Annotated in this window: 15 protein-coding genes; 1 reads left to right on the plus strand and 14 read right to left on the minus strand. The window is 41.6% G+C overall.

Annotation, left to right across the window (positions count from 1 at the left end):
- Window positions 1-14: 14 nt before the first annotated feature.
- The 8 genes from HF992_RS05795 to gshAB all read right to left on the minus strand — a co-directional run bounded on the left by HF992_RS05795 (window position 15) and on the right by gshAB (window position 10,839).
- On the minus strand, window positions 15-1,733 hold the full coding sequence (locus HF992_RS05795) for a prolyl oligopeptidase family serine peptidase (RefSeq protein WP_168549114.1): 1,719 nt from the start codon (window positions 1,731-1,733) through the stop codon (window positions 15-17).
- Between the two features lie 32 nt (window positions 1,734-1,765).
- Window positions 1,766-4,003 carry a family 78 glycoside hydrolase catalytic domain gene (locus HF992_RS05800; RefSeq protein WP_168549115.1) on the minus strand — a complete coding sequence of 746 codons (2,238 nt, stop codon included), beginning with the start codon at window positions 4,001-4,003 and terminating at the stop codon, window positions 1,766-1,768.
- 13 nt (window positions 4,004-4,016) lie between these two features.
- Window positions 4,017-4,226 carry a DUF5605 domain-containing protein gene (locus HF992_RS05805; protein WP_168549116.1) on the minus strand — a complete coding sequence of 70 codons (210 nt, stop codon included), beginning with the start codon at window positions 4,224-4,226 and terminating at the stop codon, window positions 4,017-4,019.
- A gap of 171 nt (window positions 4,227-4,397) precedes the next feature.
- On the minus strand, window positions 4,398-5,687 hold the full coding sequence (locus HF992_RS05810) for a PTS sugar transporter subunit IIC (protein WP_168549117.1): 1,290 nt from the start codon (window positions 5,685-5,687) through the stop codon (window positions 4,398-4,400).
- A 15-nt stretch (window positions 5,688-5,702) separates the two neighbouring features.
- A complete protein-coding gene (locus tag HF992_RS05815; RefSeq protein WP_168549118.1) occupies window positions 5,703-6,008 on the minus strand; it encodes a PTS sugar transporter subunit IIB in 306 nt (101 codons plus the stop codon).
- Between the two features lie 10 nt (window positions 6,009-6,018).
- Window positions 6,019-6,327 (minus strand): PTS sugar transporter subunit IIA, encoded by a 309-nt coding sequence (locus HF992_RS05820; RefSeq protein ID WP_168549119.1) that lies wholly within the window; start codon window positions 6,325-6,327, stop codon window positions 6,019-6,021.
- A gap of 134 nt (window positions 6,328-6,461) precedes the next feature.
- On the minus strand, window positions 6,462-8,327 hold the full coding sequence (locus HF992_RS12285; RefSeq protein ID WP_168549120.1) for a PRD domain-containing protein: 1,866 nt from the start codon (window positions 8,325-8,327) through the stop codon (window positions 6,462-6,464).
- A gap of 238 nt (window positions 8,328-8,565) precedes the next feature.
- Complete coding sequence (gene gshAB / locus HF992_RS05830) at window positions 8,566-10,839, minus strand: bifunctional glutamate--cysteine ligase GshA/glutathione synthetase GshB (protein WP_168549121.1); 2,274 nt, start codon at window positions 10,837-10,839, stop codon at window positions 8,566-8,568.
- 158 nt (window positions 10,840-10,997) lie between these two features.
- On the opposite strand from gshAB, the gene HF992_RS05835 reads away from it, so the two are divergent.
- Window positions 10,998-11,894, plus strand: coding sequence for an RluA family pseudouridine synthase (locus HF992_RS05835; protein ID WP_168549122.1), 897 nt, complete (start codon window positions 10,998-11,000; stop codon window positions 11,892-11,894).
- A 127-nt stretch (window positions 11,895-12,021) separates the two neighbouring features.
- Here HF992_RS05835 and HF992_RS05840 read toward each other — a convergent pair whose 3' ends face one another.
- From HF992_RS05840 to msrB, 6 genes are all read right to left on the minus strand, one after another.
- Window positions 12,022-12,213 (minus strand): hypothetical protein, encoded by a 192-nt coding sequence (locus HF992_RS05840; protein WP_168549123.1) that lies wholly within the window; start codon window positions 12,211-12,213, stop codon window positions 12,022-12,024.
- Window positions 12,214-12,377: 164 nt separating this feature from the next.
- Window positions 12,378-12,710 (minus strand): helix-turn-helix domain-containing protein, encoded by a 333-nt coding sequence (locus HF992_RS05845; RefSeq protein WP_168549124.1) that lies wholly within the window; start codon window positions 12,708-12,710, stop codon window positions 12,378-12,380.
- A gap of 85 nt (window positions 12,711-12,795) precedes the next feature.
- Window positions 12,796-12,954: a hypothetical protein gene (locus HF992_RS05850; RefSeq protein WP_168549125.1), complete on the minus strand. Its 159-nt coding sequence runs from the start codon at window positions 12,952-12,954 to the stop codon at window positions 12,796-12,798.
- A 621-nt stretch (window positions 12,955-13,575) separates the two neighbouring features.
- A complete protein-coding gene (locus tag HF992_RS05855) occupies window positions 13,576-15,291 on the minus strand; it encodes a cache domain-containing sensor histidine kinase (protein WP_168549126.1) in 1,716 nt (571 codons plus the stop codon).
- Window positions 15,288-16,022 carry a response regulator gene (locus HF992_RS05860; protein WP_168549146.1) on the minus strand — a complete coding sequence of 245 codons (735 nt, stop codon included), beginning with the start codon at window positions 16,020-16,022 and terminating at the stop codon, window positions 15,288-15,290. Before HF992_RS05860 ends, HF992_RS05855 begins: the two co-directional genes overlap by 4 nt.
- A gap of 47 nt (window positions 16,023-16,069) precedes the next feature.
- On the minus strand, window positions 16,070-17,188 hold the full coding sequence (msrB, locus tag HF992_RS05865) for a peptide-methionine (R)-S-oxide reductase MsrB (protein WP_168549127.1): 1,119 nt from the start codon (window positions 17,186-17,188) through the stop codon (window positions 16,070-16,072).
- Window positions 17,189-17,207: the final 19 nt, after the last annotated feature.

Raw genomic sequence — 17,207 nt, forward strand, 5'->3', positions numbered from 1 at the left:
TATTAGCAAGAGCGCTATGGCTGGGTAAAAAGCAGTTGCCCTGTCTCGCTATCTCTCTCATATTGTTTAAAGAAATTCCAGATATAGGCAGCTTCTGGTCTATAATTCCAATGAGCTAAATTTTTTATCGTAACCAATCGAATAAGTTCTTGATTCTCATTATCTACATCTACCATAGAACCTGAGAGAATTTCCTTATCTCCGAGAATTCCCTCTACTTGGTTAGATAAAGCAACTCCAAAATACGGATTTAAATTTAAATCTGGCTTAGATGATACAGGCAAATCATTCATTCTCTGATAGGCTTGGATGAACTCAAACATTGAAACATTGGGATCATCAAAGAAAACATTTGGCATACCAAACGGACTACTCCCATCTACTGGCACCATTTGGAAGAAATCATGATCTCCAACAACATAGAGGTATGGAATTTTGTTCCCGTTATAGTCTCTTGCTAACTGCGTTAATTCCTCCTTGTCAATTCCTGGAGCAGAAACTGAAGCTCCCGCAGCAAATACATCTGAGTGCTTAGCAGCCCAAAGAGCAGTCTTTGAACCACCTGCTGATAAACCAGTCAAATAAATACGACTTGTATCAATTTGTGGATAAGTTTCCTTGAGATAGTCAATCAGCTCCAATACTCCCTCTTCACCTAGTCCATCTACCTTGGCAAAGTTTAATTCCTTCTCCTGCCACTCTGGAGACACAATAACAATGTCCTCTTTCGCTGCCACTTCAACCCAACCGCTAGTATCTCCTTGAAGACATGGGTCATTAGCAAATCCATGCAATGTAATAATCAAAGGGATCGTACCCTTAGATGCGTCTTTGATTGTTTTCGGAACATACTCATACCAAGTATACGAACCTTCACCGTTAAGGGGAACTTCTTCATTTTGGTTATATATAATACCTAATTTCTCAAAATCAATAACTGGTTCTAAACCATATCCTGATGTAATTTCTTTAGCATTAGCATTATAAAATTCTGTTATGTCATTATGCATTCGGTAATTCTGCGACAAGATCTTTGACCAGGCATCTTCAAATATTTTGGCAAGTTCATTTTCTAAATTGGACACTACTACTTTTTGCAATGGATTCGATTGATCTTGATAAGTATCACTGACTTTCTTATCATCCTGACCATACAATAAATTGACTGCTTCGTCTGAATTTACAATGTAAGTTGGCACTTGTTCTCTTAGACTTACTCCTTCATCAACTTTACCATTAATCGTTAAGATACCAGCTATAAGGTAACCATATTTCGGCGCAAGTTTATTATTGACAAACGTTGCACCTTCGTCAATCCCAATCAATTTTATATTAGCGACGGGAGCTTGAGAAATTAGATCAATAAAGGCTACCATATCATCATTTGAGTAGGTGCTACCATTTATAGGTGGGATGACATAAACATTAGAAGCCCATTCTTCAACAACATCCGACATTTCAAATTCAGCCACTAAGGCATTAGCTTCGTCTACTGTCTTTGGCCCAGCATATATATAAAAGGTTGGCGTCAAAACATTTGACCGATCACTTCTATAACCAGCCTCTTCAGCATTAAAGTGATAGTACTTAAACTCGGGATTATTAGAGTCTTGCTTGCTAACCAAAGACACCGCAGATTCTTTGTCCACTGTACTTTGCTTATCTGAAGTCTGTGTTTGACAGGCCGTTAATAAAATTATACTAATGAGTATCAAAAAGATTTTTTTCTTCATTTCCTTTCCTCCTCAAATATAGGTTAGAAATCCTAATCCAGTAGGTTAACAATAATATTCAAATCCGTTTCAATAGATATTCTATCCTTTAAAGCCTTAGAATAATATATCGACAAATCCTTATGCGTCCATTCCAGCTGCACTCTCCCCTCAGGAAGTTGGTAGGACCCCTTCACCCACTCTAAAGGTAAATTCGACGCAGGTGCTATTTCTATCCTTCCACCAGAAACCTTTATCCCCAAAACTTCTCGAATAAGCCAGCTAGAGTATGATGAAAACATGGCATGATTTTTTGAACCTGTGAACGTTTCTCCTCCTGAGAAATGTTCAGACAAGGTTTGATTTCCAGACCTTATCATATCCATGTAACTTGGTGTAGCTTGACGAGTCAACCAATCAAAAATCAACCGATTGTCTCCACGTTTTGCAAATTCCTCATAAGCCCAAGACATGCCAAAGATACCAAACGGGAAAATACCATCTCGCGACCTGATGGCTACTACCAATTTATCATACCAGATAACTTCATCATCAACTAAGCCCGTTCTCAGCGCAAAAATGATACTAGAAGCACTTCCAGAAGCGAATCGTTGCTGAACATCATCGTAAAACTCATTTTTGATGGAATGTTTAACAATTTCGATAACTTTTCCAAGTTCTTCTTGGTAAGGTTTCAAGTCCGATAAATACCGACTCAACTTTTGATAAGTCTGTAAGTTCAAGAGATACATGACAGCAGAACAAAATTCTTGGTCAGGTGATTTAATAAAAAATCCAGAAGCTGTTTCATCAATAGACCCCCAGTCTCCTAGACAACACATCTTGACATAATCGTAATCAAAAGACATAAGGTGATTCAGGTGTTTTTTTAAGGCTTCTTGATACTGTTCAATAAAGTCTTTATCACCATGTTCTTCAAGAATTGTTAGTGCTAAGGTTGGCAAAACCAGTTGCCAGCCCAACGCTCCAGATCCATTGGAAGTTCCATTAGTCATGATACCAACATAAGGAGCTGTTTGTGTGATTCCTCCGTCAAGTCTTTGGTCATTTATAAAGTCAATCAATACTTTTTTAAAGATTTTTTCTGCATCAATAGTATTAAGATGGGTCTGCAATAACGCTACTATATCGCCTCCATACCCTAACCGTTCTCTAGAACAATCTTCAAAATAGGAATGAATATTATGAAGGCGCGTATTTCTTCCTGCAATCCATAATTGATTTAAAACCTCAGACGAACATTCAAATTGACTGATATTTTCAACAGATGTGTGAACTCTATAGGCTATCATCTCTCGAAGAGGAAAACTATCGCTTCCCGTCTTTACCACAACATAACGAAAGGAATGATAAGTGTATTGGTTACTGTAATGAAGGACGCCCGTTTTTGTTTTGATTATTTGATCTTCTTGAATAATGGGCTTATCTGGCTCAATATTTTTATTATCATCTTTCAAACCATATCGCCCACTTATAGTAGAGGTGAAATCCAATTTTCCCCCACTACTTGACTTTTCCTCAGCATATTGAAGCAAAATAGTTCCAATATAATCTGGTTTCACTTCAAAAGCAATTTGGCCACTAAGAATCTGACCAAAATCCACAAGCCAGTTTTCTCCAAACCTCTCGATATTCACTGGTCTTATTGTTTCATGTCGTTTGATTTTAGGAATGAAACTTGGAACCAGTTGACCTGCTGGACCAGGAACAGCAACCGTCTGAGGATTAGAATCTTCATTCCAATTCTCATCTGTAAAAACTTCACCAATATAGATATCGTTTTGTAACAAATGTCCAAAGCCAGAGTCCCAGGTAGAGTCAGAATAAATATGACGTTCACCTATTTGTATGTCACAGATTAAACACGGTTTTCCAATAGGTAGCTGTTTACGAATATTATATTTTCCAAGAATGTGAACTGGTGCCGGATTATACCAGCCATTAGCTAGTTCAATAATTATTTTATTAGTCCCTCTTTTCAAATAAGGACTAATATCATAAGTATCATAATATACTACTTTGTCATAGTTTGTAACATCGCTATTTAAAAATGCATCTCCAAGTCTCTGTCCATTTAAATAAGCAGTATAATAACCAAGACCACAAACTGCTAAACTAGCTTTACTTTCTCCGTCCCAAATAAAGTTTTTAGAAAAAGTCATATTAGGCTTATCTTGAAAAAATGAGAATTCCTTTTCAATGGGATTATCTTTTCGTGTAATCCATTTAGCCTCTAGAAAATGTTCTTTTTGATTATATTTTTTTGTCATGCGCACCTCAAATTCAAAAATAGTTTTTTCCAATCCAATCAGCTTCTGATAACTTCGTTGCTAGAACAGCTATACCTTCTTGACTTGGTAATGAGAGACGAATATAGCCAGTAACTCCCTCTTGAACACATTCTCTGGTCATTTCCCAAATATCTATGATTTCAAGTCTATATTTTCCTTTTTCTGGGAGTAAAAGGTACCTTATATTTACCATTACCTGCATAAAAGCCTTAACAATTTTTTTCTTACCATTACAAATTACTTCGACACTTACGTCTACATCAACTTTAGAAGAACTTGGTTCCTATCCTGTGAACTGTAATTCTAAAATTTCATACTGCCTCACTCTAGTCTCCTTTAAAAATTCGTTGCCTCAAAAAGGCAACGAACTCATCTATTCTGAACGTTCTTGTTGGTAGAGTTTGTTATCAACTGTTTTAATAAACGGAAGATAGAAGAGAGTTACTACCACTAACTGAATCATTTGCAATACGGCTCCCCTCCAACTATTGGTTACCAAAAAGCCACTCAAAATAACAGGTGTTGTCCACGGTAGCTGAACCAATCCTGTTGGTACAGGAACTAAATTCAAAGCCATAGCTACATAGGCAATAACTCCCGATACGACCGAGGATAAGAACGCTGGAATAATCAACGAAAAATTAAGCATGATGGGGAATCCAAAGAGGGCTGGTTCACCAACGTTAAAGACATATGGTGCAACTGAAATACGACTGACTTGCTTATACTGCTTACTTTTGGCGAATATAAGAGCTGCAAGCACAGCCCCCTGAAGCCCGATACTCATGAAATGGGTAAAGAAGGAGTTCGAAATAATGTTAGGTGCTACTTGTCCGGCTAATGTGGCTACTCGATTTTGCTCTTCAAGCATTTGCCAAACTGGTGTCATAACCCCTTGTACAATGGAGCCTCCATGTAAACCGAAGAACCATAGAATATTTTCAAATAACTTAACAAGAATCGAACCAAAAATCGATCCACCAAGAATGGTTAGAGGTAATCCTAATGTACTATTAATAAGTGTGACAGCAGTCATACCAGTAAGATCCACTAGTAGACGGATTATCCAGAAAACGATTACAACAAGAAAACTTGGAATCATTGATTCAAATGGGGCAGAAACAGCTGGCGGAACCGAAGCTGGCATCTTAATTTTAATGCCTTTTCGATCAATAGCTCTATAGATGACTGCTGTAAAAATAGAAACTAGCATACCAACAAACATTGATTCTGCACTAACAGATGCTAATTTAAGTACAAAACCACTCTCTTCCAAAAAAATAGTAGGTGTCATAATCAAAAATGAAACCAAGGCTGTCAGGACGACCTGAAGTTTATTTAAGTTCATTTTGTCTGAAATCGAATAAGCGGTAGTAATAGCAACCAGAAGACCACCAATGGCCAGACTAGCATTATAAACGATAAGTAGTTTCCCTTGCCAAACAGCTGTCTCAACACCAATTAGATTTGTAATAAAATTATTGAATCCTTCAACAGGAAAGGCTGCAAAAATCAAGAAGACCGATGCTATAAAGGTGAAAGGCACATAAGCTAGCATAGCATCACGGATAGCAGTAACATACATGTTACGATTCATAGCTGTTGCAAATTTTCCCATTCTTAATTGCAAGCTAGATATAAATGATTGGTTATTCTCACTCATTTTAAAAACTCCTTTTTACATTAACGAAGCTAATGCAGTCTCAAGAACATTCGCCCCATTCATCATCCCATAATCTGCCAGACTAATTACATTAATTTTCATATCAGTACCAGCATATTTTGTTTTAAATTCTTCTTCCAAAAAGCTGATTTGAGGTCCTAAAAGAAGAACATCTGTCTGCCCTTTATACTTCTCAAATGCAGACTCAGCCATAGCTATGATATTAGCTTCAATTCCTTTGGCAGTTGCTGCCTCCTTCATCTTAGTAACAAGCATTGAAGTAGAAAAACCGCCAGCACACACTAGTGTAATGTTTACCATATTTATTCTCCTATTTATTTTTATATAAATCAACAATTTCAGTGGCCATATCCTTGACGGTAATGGCGTTCATGAGATGGTCCTGGGCATGTACCATCAAGAGAGAGACTTCTGTTTTTTCGCCTGCGGCTTCCTTGGTAAGAAGCTCAGTCTGAGCGTGATGGGCTTGGACCAGAGAGGCATTACACTCAGCTAGATATGCTTGTGCTTCCTCAAAGTCGCCTTTTTTAGCGGCGTAGATTGCCTTCATTGCCAGGCTTCTTGCATTGCCCCCATTGACGATGAGCCCCATGATAACTTGGGTTTGTTCGTTTTCCATAGACTTCCTTTCCTCTTCGTTTTGATAAATCTATCATACCCGCTCTCAGTCACAAACTCCACACCTTCTTCTGCCGTTTTGAAAACGGTAACTCTCTCATTTGATAATAGAAAAAATCCCAGCAAGCTGAGATTTTAACTGAGGATATGAACCAAGGTTTCAAAACTTGGGTTGGCAATCAGCTTTTGGATGGCCTCTTGATCAAAAAAGAGATTGCTGGTTTTCTCATAAAAAGTTTCCAATTGAGGATCTTCCTGAGAACCGATTGATAATAAGAAAATAACTTGGACAGGGTTGTTTTTCCATAAGATTGGCTTGTCAAGAACGGCCACAGTGACAAAGCTCTGCTCGGTCAAAACCTTGTAGGGATGAGGAAGGGCAACTAAATTGCCAAAGTCGGTCTGTCCTAACTCTTCACGCTTCAGCACTGCCTCTTCGAATCCTTCCGGTAAGAGTCCAAAGCGATCGATATGTTGGCACATGAGTTGAATGGCCTCTTCGCGAGTCTCAACTGACAGACGAGGCATAAAAAGATTGGTCGAGTAATAATCTAAAATCGTAGACTTATCACCACTTTCAAACATCTGTCGATAGGTCAAAATATCATTACTGTCAATGAAAAGATTGATTTCATAGATGGGAACAGGGTATTTTTTAGGTAGCGGGACGGTCGTAAAAATGTAGTCAACCTGTTTGCCTTGGAAATCAAACTCTTCCAATTCCGCTACCGTACACTCATAGATTGTATCCAGATAGTCGCCGAAGGCCTGCTTATACTTAAATTTGAAGAGCTGCGAACTGCTCTTGCCCGATACACAAACCAAAACGATGGTTTTCTTCTCAATCTTACGATTGCGTTTTTCCGTTGCTAGCGCAAAAATAATGGCAATATAAGCCACCTCATCCTCTGGAATATCGCATTGGTAATATTCCTTAAGACTAGTGCAAGCTGTCGCAGCGAGAGTGTAGGGGTAGGGATACTCCTGCTTAATCATCTCCAGCAAGGGATTTTGAGCGGCAATATTAAATTTCAATCGAATAGCCATTGGAACCAAGTGCTGATTCAAGGCCATCCGAAGTTCTAAATTTTGTCGGAAATCGAGTGCAAAGGTCTCATAAACCCGCGTCAGCATTTTATGGACCAGCTCATCAATCTGCCCTGTGATAACAAAGTTAGGACCATATTGACTGTAAGAATCTGAAGAGAGATGTGCTCCATAAATAACAGCCAAAAACTGTCGTTCCTGCAAATTCAACTGTTGGCCAAACCTCGCCTCAATCAATCGGCTGTAGTCTGCGACAATGCGTTCCGTTGCTGGACTAATGACATCCGCTGGAACGTCGCCATCGACAATCGTAAAGCCTTGTTGTAGACGGTCTAGTGTTATATTGATGTATTTTACCACATTCTCAAGAGCTATCTCTGACATGGTCACCTTGTGGCAGTGGTTACCATCTAGAATGGTTTCCATCAACCAAGCTTCACGGCTTCTATCCGCCAGCCTATCGTAGAGGGTATTCAGCAAGCAAATCCGCTTATGAAATTCCTGCCCCAAAACCTTAATCCCATAATTAGGCCGCCTATCCAAGAGAAGGTCGTAGGCCATTAAAATACTCTCCACGCGTTTTAGGTTAGCAGATAAGGTATTACGGGAAATATAGAATTGCTCTGCTATATCCTCCAATTTCACATAGTCTTCAGACCTTAAGAGGAGTTGTAAAAGGGCTACCTGCCTTTGCTCGCTAGTCTCAGGAATATCTTTATCTTCCACGAAACGGGATACTTGGAGAAAGCTCGCTTCATCTTGAATCAACAGCTTATAGCCGAAATGGCGCTTGGATTCAATCGTTGCGCCATAGGCGGTCAGAATTTCCTTAAGCTCCTTGATCCGTGTGCGAACGGTTTTCTCACTGATTTCGAGCTTATCCGCCAGGTCCTGGGAGGTTTGATAACTGTCTTGAGACATCAAATTCAACACATCATATAGCTTACTATCCACCCTACTCTCCTTTCCAGCCCTAGATAAGGTAGTCTTTATCCATTCTATTGTAGCAAGAAGTCAGACGATTGACTATCCTAACTTTTACCGTAAAGAAAACGGAAACAGTTTCTGGCCCTAACCCACATTCCCCGAGTGACACTAGTCTAAAGTATTTTTAATGAATTCGTTCCCTCACTAGGAAATAATTCTTAGAGAAGGATTGGAAATAAAAGAAGACTGGACAAAATTGCCAGTCTCAACATTTATTCCCATATTCCCACCTATACTCTGGAAAAAGCATTTTAAGAACATCGGTGGTCAGGCGACGTGACTGGCCGACAGCAGGAAAAATATGCATCATCATCATGGGGTTGAAGTTAGCTTCGATAATGCCGTAGCTGGTCGGACAACTGTCAGCGGGTTGGCTAATGTCTGGAATAATCAAATCAACCCCACAAACCTTAGCCTGCATGGCCTTGGTAATGGCGACTGCAATTTCCTTGTAGGAGGGATGGACCTGATCTGTCATATCAATCGAGTCTCCACCTGTGCTGATATTAGAATTAGCGCGGAGGTAAACGACCTCCCCCTCTGGGACGATACTCTCTGCTGTCAGTCCTTGGGCTTTGAGTTGCAATCTTTCCAACTCGCCTAGCTCTATCTTTTTGAGCGGCGTTGATTTCCCATCGCCTCGAAGAGGATTGTCGTTTTTTGCGGTTACAAGTTCAGCGATTGTGGAAACACCGTCCCCGATGATATTGGCCGGCACGCGCAAGAGCACTGCTTTGGTTTCATCTCCCAAAACAAAGAATCTGTACTCCGTTCCAACCATAAAGTCCTCAACCATGACTTCTTTATCCTCTAAGAGGGCCAAATCCACTGCCTTAAGGAAATCTGCTTGCTCCATTACTCCCTGCTCAAAAATACTGATCCCAAGGCCATAATTAGTTGATTTCGGTTTGATAACAATGGGTTTCCCTTTCACTTGAGAGAATACCTGCCTTGCCTCATCGAGATCCGTCAGCTGCAGACTGGCTGGCACCGTAAATCCTGCCTCTGCCAGAACTTTCTTAGTCACGACTTTATTTTCCATAATCAAGGGAGAAATATAACGATCATGGCTGGTCATGTTGCCGTTTTTGACATATTCGGTATGGCCTTTGTAGCTGAGTTTCACAAATTGGTCACGTTCATCCAAGATTTCTACTGCAAAGCCGTGTTGGATCGCATCAGCTAAGAAGGCTTGGGTGGATAACTCCATTGTTGCAAAGGCTTGTAGTCCGAAAGGTTGCTCTAGAACTGCCTGTTTATAAGATCGGGCAAGTTCCATCCCAAGCCGAGCCATGTCTTTGCCTTTTTCTTGATAGCTCAACCACAAGCGCCCTCCTAGCGTCAGCTCTGGCTTTTCTAACTGAGCCCGCTTAGCAGCAATCAAGGCCTTGTCAGCTTCTGGTAGATGGAGCTGCTCTGCCATTTCTTCCAAAAGGGTAAAGAAGGCTTCTGCTTCCTCTAGGTCAATAGCAGAGCTGAGAGGGTGGCTAAGGGCGGTCTCTTCTTTGAGACGTCTGCCTAGTTGGATGTCGACTTCAGTTTCCTCTAGCCAAAGGAGCCCCATCAAAAAGAGATGGATAAAACGCGCGTCATCTGTTGTTAGGCCATAAGGTGCAAAGGGATTGAGGTCAAAAATCCGAAACTCGACATACTGAATCCCCTTATCCAGCAAGTCCTGAACGGACTGGCTACCCCGGAAGCGGACGCTCTCATAAAGCTCTTTCTCCGCAATCAAATCCCCTTGCTCAACTAGAGCACGCAGGCTGGTCACATAGGCTTCGAGACTGTCAAAGGACACTCGGATATGGGGATCATTGACATAGCCATAGGAGCTTGCCCGAATGGATCGGACAGGTTCCTCGAGCCCCTGACTCCCTTGATAGTAGGCCTTCGGCGCCAAAGGCGTTGCCCCAAAGAGGTAAACCAAGAGCCATTGGTAACGTAAAAATTGACGAGCCAAGGCCATATAGACCTGATTCTGAATTTCCGAAAGGGGTTGCCCTTCCGTCGCTAATGCCTGTAAAAATGCTTGTTTCAGCCCAAAATTATAGTGAATCCCAGAGACCATTTGCTTGTACTTGCCATATTTCTTTGTCAAGTATTCCCGATATCGAGTATTTTCTTCCCCCATCTGCGCCTCTACGATAGTCGCCTCATCCGGTAGGAGAGCTGGCATCGACAAGGGCCAAAGGTATTCTTCCTCTGGCAATTGGCGCAAGGTCACTTCATGGATGGCCCCCAAAAAACGCAGGGCCTCACGGCTATGGTCAAACACAGGGGAAACCAGCTCCAGCTGTGATTCTGCAAAATCTGTCTGGATATAAGGATGGAAAGAACGGTCCCCAAACGCTTTTGGGTGTCTGGTCTGGCTGAGCCTACCGTCAGCTAGAACCCGCTGGCCTTCCTTTTCTATGCCAATAGTCGCTTGGGTAAATAGTCCTTCTAGCCCCTTTTCAATAATCACCTGCTTCAGTGTCATCTCTTACTCCTCTTCTTTGCCACAAGTCTTATCCCAACCTTACCAAAAAATAAGTATAAAGGCAAAAATTTTTGAACGAAACGGGAATTTTTTTGAAAACTAGCCGTTTTCCTTAGCCGCCTTAAATCAGCCAGCTTCTTTTATGGTAAAATAGGACTATGAAATTCCAAATCCTTATCCCACAAGCCTTTCCTTGTATGACTGTTAAAGAACTCTTAGAAGATTATCTCTTGATCCCTCGTAAAATCAGGCATTTTTTACGAACCAAAAAACATGTCACAATCAATGACCAAGTGATTAACTGGCAAAGCTTGGTCAAGCCTGGTGATATCTTGACCCTTGTCTTTGATGAGGAGGATTATCCCCCAAAAGTCCTTCCAAGTGGTCAAGCCAAACTAGTAGAGGCACTCTACGAAGACGAGCACCTGATCATTGTCAACAAACCCGAAGGCATGAAGACCCATGCCAATGAACCACAGGAAATCGCCCTGCTTAATCACGTTTCAACCTATGTTGGACAAACTTGTTACGTGGTTCACCGCTTGGACATGGAAACCAGTGGCGCTATCTTATTGGCTAAAAATCCTTTTATCCTCCCTGTCCTCAATCGCCTGCTAGAAGATCGGCAAATCAAACGGACCTATCTGGCCCTCTGTCAGGGAAATATTCCCATCCAGTCTTGGAGCATTACGGATAAGATTGGCAGGGACCGCCACGATCGACGAAAACGCTTGGTCGATCCTAAAAAGGGACAAGCAGCCCATACACAGGTGACACTTCTCGGCCAGAACAAGCAGGTCAGCCTTGTCCAATGCCAACTCCAGACTGGTCGCACCCATCAGATCCGGGTCCACCTGAGCCACCACGGACACGCTATTTTAGGCGACCCCCTCTACAGTCCTTTAAAAGCCCCACGCCTCATGCTCCATGCCAAGGAACTCCGTTTCCATCACCCCTTCACCTTGGAGGAAGTCTGCGTAACGGCTCCTTCAAAAAGCTTTGAAAATGCTCTAAAAAGCACCTTCCATAATGGCAACGAAAAGAAATACCAATAGAAGCTCTTTGTTGCATTAGAGGCACCCCCCTTTTAAAAGAACCTGATACAAAATTTTCTCGGCATAGAAAAACAGAGGGTCACATTTGAACTGCTCCCTGTCAAGTGGACAATGAACTAATAAAAGATTAGGCAACGGCCTTGTTCCTCATTTCAAGAGGGGCAAGGCCGTTGTTGCACTCTTGAAACTGTTCATGATTGCAAAAGAAGATGTAGGCGTCCATGTCAGCACTCATCTTCTCTTCCTCAGTCAAATTAGGCTTGCTTTCAAGCCTTTTCCCAAGACGGTCAAGAAGCCTTTGACTGCCATCCTTTTCCAATTTACGCCCCAGGAATAAACCTGCTGGTCAGACACGCCATATGTCTCACCAGCAGCTGGCTCGTTTTTCGCGTTAGCAATGGTGAAGGTGACAATTTCAACACGTTCTTCAAACGGGATCTTGCGTCCTTGTTTCAGACAACTTAATCCTTTACTAGTGGCTTGTCATGCCTTACTACTCGTATACTGGTTTATCCAACGTTTGAGAATACTGCGGTGAGAGCTATTGTAACGATCAACAATCGTCTCTAGTCCTCCTAGACCAGCTAGATCATCCTGTACAGCCCGTTCTTTCAACGCTTTACCATAATGCTTCCACGTTCTGCTCTCTGTTAATCCTTCTATCCCCAATCGTTGGTATCGGCTAATCCAACTTTTGAGGGTTGTCTGACTAACGGCGTAGGATTTTACTAAGGAGAAAATGGCTACCCCTTGTTCTAAATACTGCAGTACACTGTTTAGCTTTTCCTCTACTGATTTTGGACTTCTTTTGGACATAGGAAAACTCCCCTCATAGTTGTAGTGAAATGTTGTTTTTTCACTGTCCACTATAAGGGGAGTATATCACCTGTGAAGCTCTGTTTTAGTTTTGAGGGATTTTCTGACTGTATTCGATGGTTTCAAAGTGGTCATCCCAACCATCAACCGGTATCGTCAACGTCATCGCAAGTCCAATGTCCAGTTCTTTTCCGATGTCTTGTGACTCTTTTTGGCGTTCCTTGTCAATCAGGCGTTGAGTCATCAGCTACCAATCCCCAGCTAAGCAAGGACAACTTAATTTTCCTGACGCCCATGTTCAGTAACTGCGACAACTCACGTCACTTGGAGACACTTTTTAAGAAGGTGCAGAGAGCTCTGTTAGCCGCTGTAATGGTGGATGAGATGGGGAGACAATCATTAATTCGTCAGAATACTTTTTCGCCACACTTCCCTAAATATTAGAACCTGTATTCACAATAGAAACACTGACTAGAATGGGCGAATTTTAGCTTACTCACTATCAGATGTTCTGGTAGTACGGCCATTATGCCCGCAAAAATTGTCCTCAGTTGGCCAAAAACTAGCCTAATTAACTTAGTATTCCTATTATAAATACAGGTTCTTAGAATCGAGGGTGAAACAGTCTACCAGACGATTCACTCCCGCCTCCGCATAGGGGTGAGTTGCTGTGCCCTTCTCAGGTTTTCCCGTCCTGAACCCCTCAACCACTGTGCCTTGATTAAATGGCGATAGTAACATTTTTATCTTAGCCTGAGCTTAAAAATCAGGACGTAAAAGGGAGAGCTTCTAAAATTTCAATTTGATCTTTTTTTTATCCTTTAGAACATGATTGGAAAGAAAGAGCATGCTGAACATTTAAAAATTACAGTTCTTTGACTCGCTTCGGCAAAAAGAGGCTAACCTGTGTAAAGTGGTCTTTTTCAGAGGTAATTTCCATATGATAGTCCGTGCCAAATTGCAGAGCTAGGCGCTGATCGACATTTTTAAGACCAACTCCGCCTTGATGGACGGTTTTTGTTGTCCCCGTTGCCTTATTTTGACTATCCATCCCTTTACCGTTATCGCGAATGTCAATGCGTAGGTGCTCTGTTGTTTCACTAACAGTAACTTCAATCAGTCCATCACGCTCGACTTCCTTGATACCGTGGTAAATGGCATTTTCGACAATCGGCTGTAAAATTAACTTGGGTACTTGATAGTCTGCGTAGACTGGCAATTCATGGAGTTCATAGTTGAGCTTATTGCCATAGCGCTGCTTTTGAATAAAGAGATATTGACGGACATGTTCCATCTCATCCTTAAGACAAATTTGCTCATTGCCATTATTGAGAGCAATGCGAAAATATTTTGCCAACGCTTTGGTAATTTCCACCACGCGCTTGCGGTCATTGAATTCTGTCATCCAAACAATTGTATCTAGCGTATTGTAGAGGAAATGAGGGTTGATTTGACTGGCTAATGCCACCAGTTCATACTCCCGAATATCCTGCTCTTGTTGCTTGACAGAAGCCATGAGAGCGTCGATTTGATCCAGCATTTTATTGAAATAGCGCGACAAATCTAACAGTTCAGCCGTTCCCACTTCCTTGGCACGCAGGTGTGACTGCCCCTGCCCAACTGCCAAAATAACCTCCTGCAAGTCACGAATCGGTTTTAACCAGATACGAATGACCAAAGCTGAACCCAAGCCAGAAATCAAGAGGGCAACCAAGCCTGATCCCAAGAAGGCGTATAGGATTTGATGACGAACCATGTGGAGTTCATCAAGAGACGATACCCCAACCAAGGTCCACTGACTGTCTGGAATTTCAATCTGATAGACGAATTCTTTTTCAGAAGAGGTATAGCCATTTTCCACTGCCAAGTATGGCTGCATCGCATCCATCTCTTCCTTAGAGGAATAGACTTCTTTTTTTGGATGATAGACAAACTCTTTCTGAGAATTGACAATAAAAGCGAAACCTGTATCGCCTAGTGTTAGTTGATCCAAATAGTTTTCTAACCTACTATAGTCAATATCTAGTCGTAGTACTCCCTTATTGTTGCCCTCGCTGTCCTCAATCTCTCGTGTAATCGAAATAACCCATTGTTCTCCCTTTTGGGTCAGAGATTCCTTATGAGCAGGGGTCAAAACAGGCATGGCTTTCTGGTCAATGGCTGCTTGATACCAAGATTCCGCCATCATATCACTAGAAGTTTTCATGGTGAGCTGGCTATCTGTCGAAACCACCTGACCTTCTTTGGTCACTAAGACGGCAGAGACCAAATCAACATCTCCCATAAGCAAGCTATTCATCAAAAAGAGCAACGCCTCTTTGTGATCTTCATCAGGATGAGCAATATACTCTTTCAGTAACCGATTCCCTGCCAAACTATTGGTTGTCTGCTTTAGCTTGTTCAGATAGGAAGTAATGAATGAGCCACTCTGCTGCAAACTATCGCGCGTTTTCTGCTCGATCAGATGCCCAATTTCAGTAGAACTCGTCTGGTAATAGAAGGTTCCGACCACCCCAAGTAGAGCCATCATCACTAAAAAACTATAGAGAAATAATTGCACTGCCAAGGAATGTTTTCTCATTCACCTTCCCCTTTCCGAAATTGTCGCGGTGTCACACCAACTGTCTGCTTGAAGCGTTGAGAGAAATAATTGATATCCCAAAAGCCAACTTTTTCAGCAATTTCATAAATTTTTAAATCGGTTGTCAACAATAAGAATTTCGCTTGCCGCATTCGTTCTTGGTTGAGATAATCCTGAAAACTCATCCCCACGTCCTTCTTGATGAGAACGCTAAGATAATTGGGGCTAAAGCCTAGGTCATCTGCCAGATGCTTGAGCGAAAAATCGCTGTCACCTAAATGGTCGCGAATCTTTTTCTGCAAGTCCGAATAGTCTTCTTGCCTGATGTACTTTTCCAGCTTTTCTTTTTTTACATCTTGATCTAGCTTATCTTGGATTTTTGATAAAATCTCTTCCACATCTGCCTTACTAAAGGGCTTGAGTAGATAGTCATCTGCACCCAGCTTGAGTGCAGAAAGAGCATAGTCAAACTCATCATAGCCTGTCAAAAAAACAAGATGACAGGCTGGGCGCTCTTCTTTAATCAATTGTGCTAATTGAATTCCGTTCATTTTGGGCATATTGATGTCTGTCAAGACGATATCAAATGGCTGGTCTTGGAAGAGTTCCCAAGCCTTGCGACCATCTTCTGCCTCAGCGACACGGTCAATTTGAAATTTTTTAAAATCAATCAAAGAACAAATACCTTGTCGAACAAGGTATTCGTCTTCTACTATCAGTATAGAATAAATGGTCTTCACCTTCTTTTGTTCGCTTTGTCCTTATTATAGCAGAAAGCCTAAACGTAGGCTAGAAGATACCCATATCCTTTGGCTTCCATTTCTGCTTTCGGGATGAATTTAATGGATAAGCTATTGATACAGTAGCGAAGACCTCCCTTATCTTCTGGTCCATCTGTAAAGACATGCCCTAGATGGGAATCCCCAACGCGACTCCGTACTTCCGTCCGTGTCATATTGTAACTTGTATCTTCCTTATAACGAGCTACATCTGGGCTTATCGGACGAGAGAAACTTGGCCAACCACAGCCTGATTCAAACTTATCCTTGGAAGAAAAGAGAGGCTCTCCTGTGACAATATCCACATAGATGCCATCCTCAAACTGATCCCAATAACGATTGGAGAAGGCTTTCTCTGTAGCATTGTTTTGGGTGACGTCGTATTCTTCCTTGGTTAATTTTTTCTTAATTTCTTCATCACTTGGTTTTTTATATTTACTTTCATCGATGACAGGGTAAACCGCATCATTGACATTGATATGACAGTAGCCATTTGGATTTTTCTTGAGGTAATCTTGATGATAGTCTTCTGCTAAGACATAGTGATCAAGTGGTACATTCTCAACCACGATAGGCTTGTCAAATTTCTGACTTAGTTCGTCTAAGGCTTGTTTGATGATCGGCTCATCCTCTTTATCTGTATAGTAGATACCTGTTCGATATTGACTTCCGACATCATTGCCTTGCTTGTTTTTGCTTGTTGGATCAATGATACGGAAGTAATGCAGGAGCAAGTCACGCAAAGTGATTTCACTCTTGTCGTACTGAATGTGAACAGTCTCTGCATGCCCTGTCTGACCAATTAACTTGTAGTTGGTGGTATCACTCTTACCATTAGCATAGCCAACCGTGACATCTACCACTCCATCTACCCGTTCAAAGTAGGCTTCCACTCCCCAAAAGCACCCTCCTGCCAGATAAATTTCCTTTAGATTTTCAGGGGCCACCTTAGACTTATCCTTTAATTGACGTTCTGTACTTGTTTGCTTGACAGTTGGAGCTGTACTCATCTTCTCACTATCGGTCTTTGACCCCATCTTCAGAAAGATAAAAGCCGATAAGACAATGAGCCCTAAAATAGTCACTCCTACTAAAAATGATTTCAGTTGAGGTTGCATACACTGACCTCCATTTCTT

This window comes from Streptococcus ovuberis, assembly GCF_012396585.1.
Lineage (GTDB): Bacteria > Bacillota > Bacilli > Lactobacillales > Streptococcaceae > Streptococcus > Streptococcus ovuberis.

What these genes read in the sequence shown, in the direction of transcription:
- HF992_RS05795 (WP_168549114.1), bottom strand. Translation starts at nt 1,733, where the DNA reads ATGAAGAAAAAAATCTTTTTGATACTCATTAGTATAATTTTATTAACG.
- HF992_RS05800 (WP_168549115.1), bottom strand. Translation starts at nt 4,003, where the DNA reads ATGACAAAAAAATATAATCAAAAAGAACATTTTCTAGAGGCTAAATGG.
- HF992_RS05805 (WP_168549116.1), bottom strand. Translation starts at nt 4,226, where the DNA reads ATGCAGGTAATGGTAAATATAAGGTACCTTTTACTCCCAGAAAAAGGA.
- HF992_RS05810 (WP_168549117.1), bottom strand. Translation starts at nt 5,687, where the DNA reads ATGAGTGAGAATAACCAATCATTTATATCTAGCTTGCAATTAAGAATG.
- HF992_RS05815 (WP_168549118.1), bottom strand. Translation starts at nt 6,008, where the DNA reads ATGGTAAACATTACACTAGTGTGTGCTGGCGGTTTTTCTACTTCAATG.
- HF992_RS05820 (WP_168549119.1), bottom strand. Translation starts at nt 6,327, where the DNA reads ATGGAAAACGAACAAACCCAAGTTATCATGGGGCTCATCGTCAATGGG.
- gshAB (WP_168549121.1), bottom strand. Translation starts at nt 10,839, where the DNA reads ATGACACTGAAGCAGGTGATTATTGAAAAGGGGCTAGAAGGACTATTT.
- HF992_RS05835 (WP_168549122.1), top strand. Translation starts at nt 10,998, where the DNA reads ATGAAATTCCAAATCCTTATCCCACAAGCCTTTCCTTGTATGACTGTT.
- HF992_RS05845 (WP_168549124.1), bottom strand. Translation starts at nt 12,710, where the DNA reads ATGTCCAAAAGAAGTCCAAAATCAGTAGAGGAAAAGCTAAACAGTGTA.
- HF992_RS05850 (WP_168549125.1), bottom strand. Translation starts at nt 12,954, where the DNA reads ATGACTCAACGCCTGATTGACAAGGAACGCCAAAAAGAGTCACAAGAC.
- HF992_RS05855 (WP_168549126.1), bottom strand. Translation starts at nt 15,291, where the DNA reads ATGAGAAAACATTCCTTGGCAGTGCAATTATTTCTCTATAGTTTTTTA.
- msrB (WP_168549127.1), bottom strand. Translation starts at nt 17,188, where the DNA reads ATGCAACCTCAACTGAAATCATTTTTAGTAGGAGTGACTATTTTAGGG.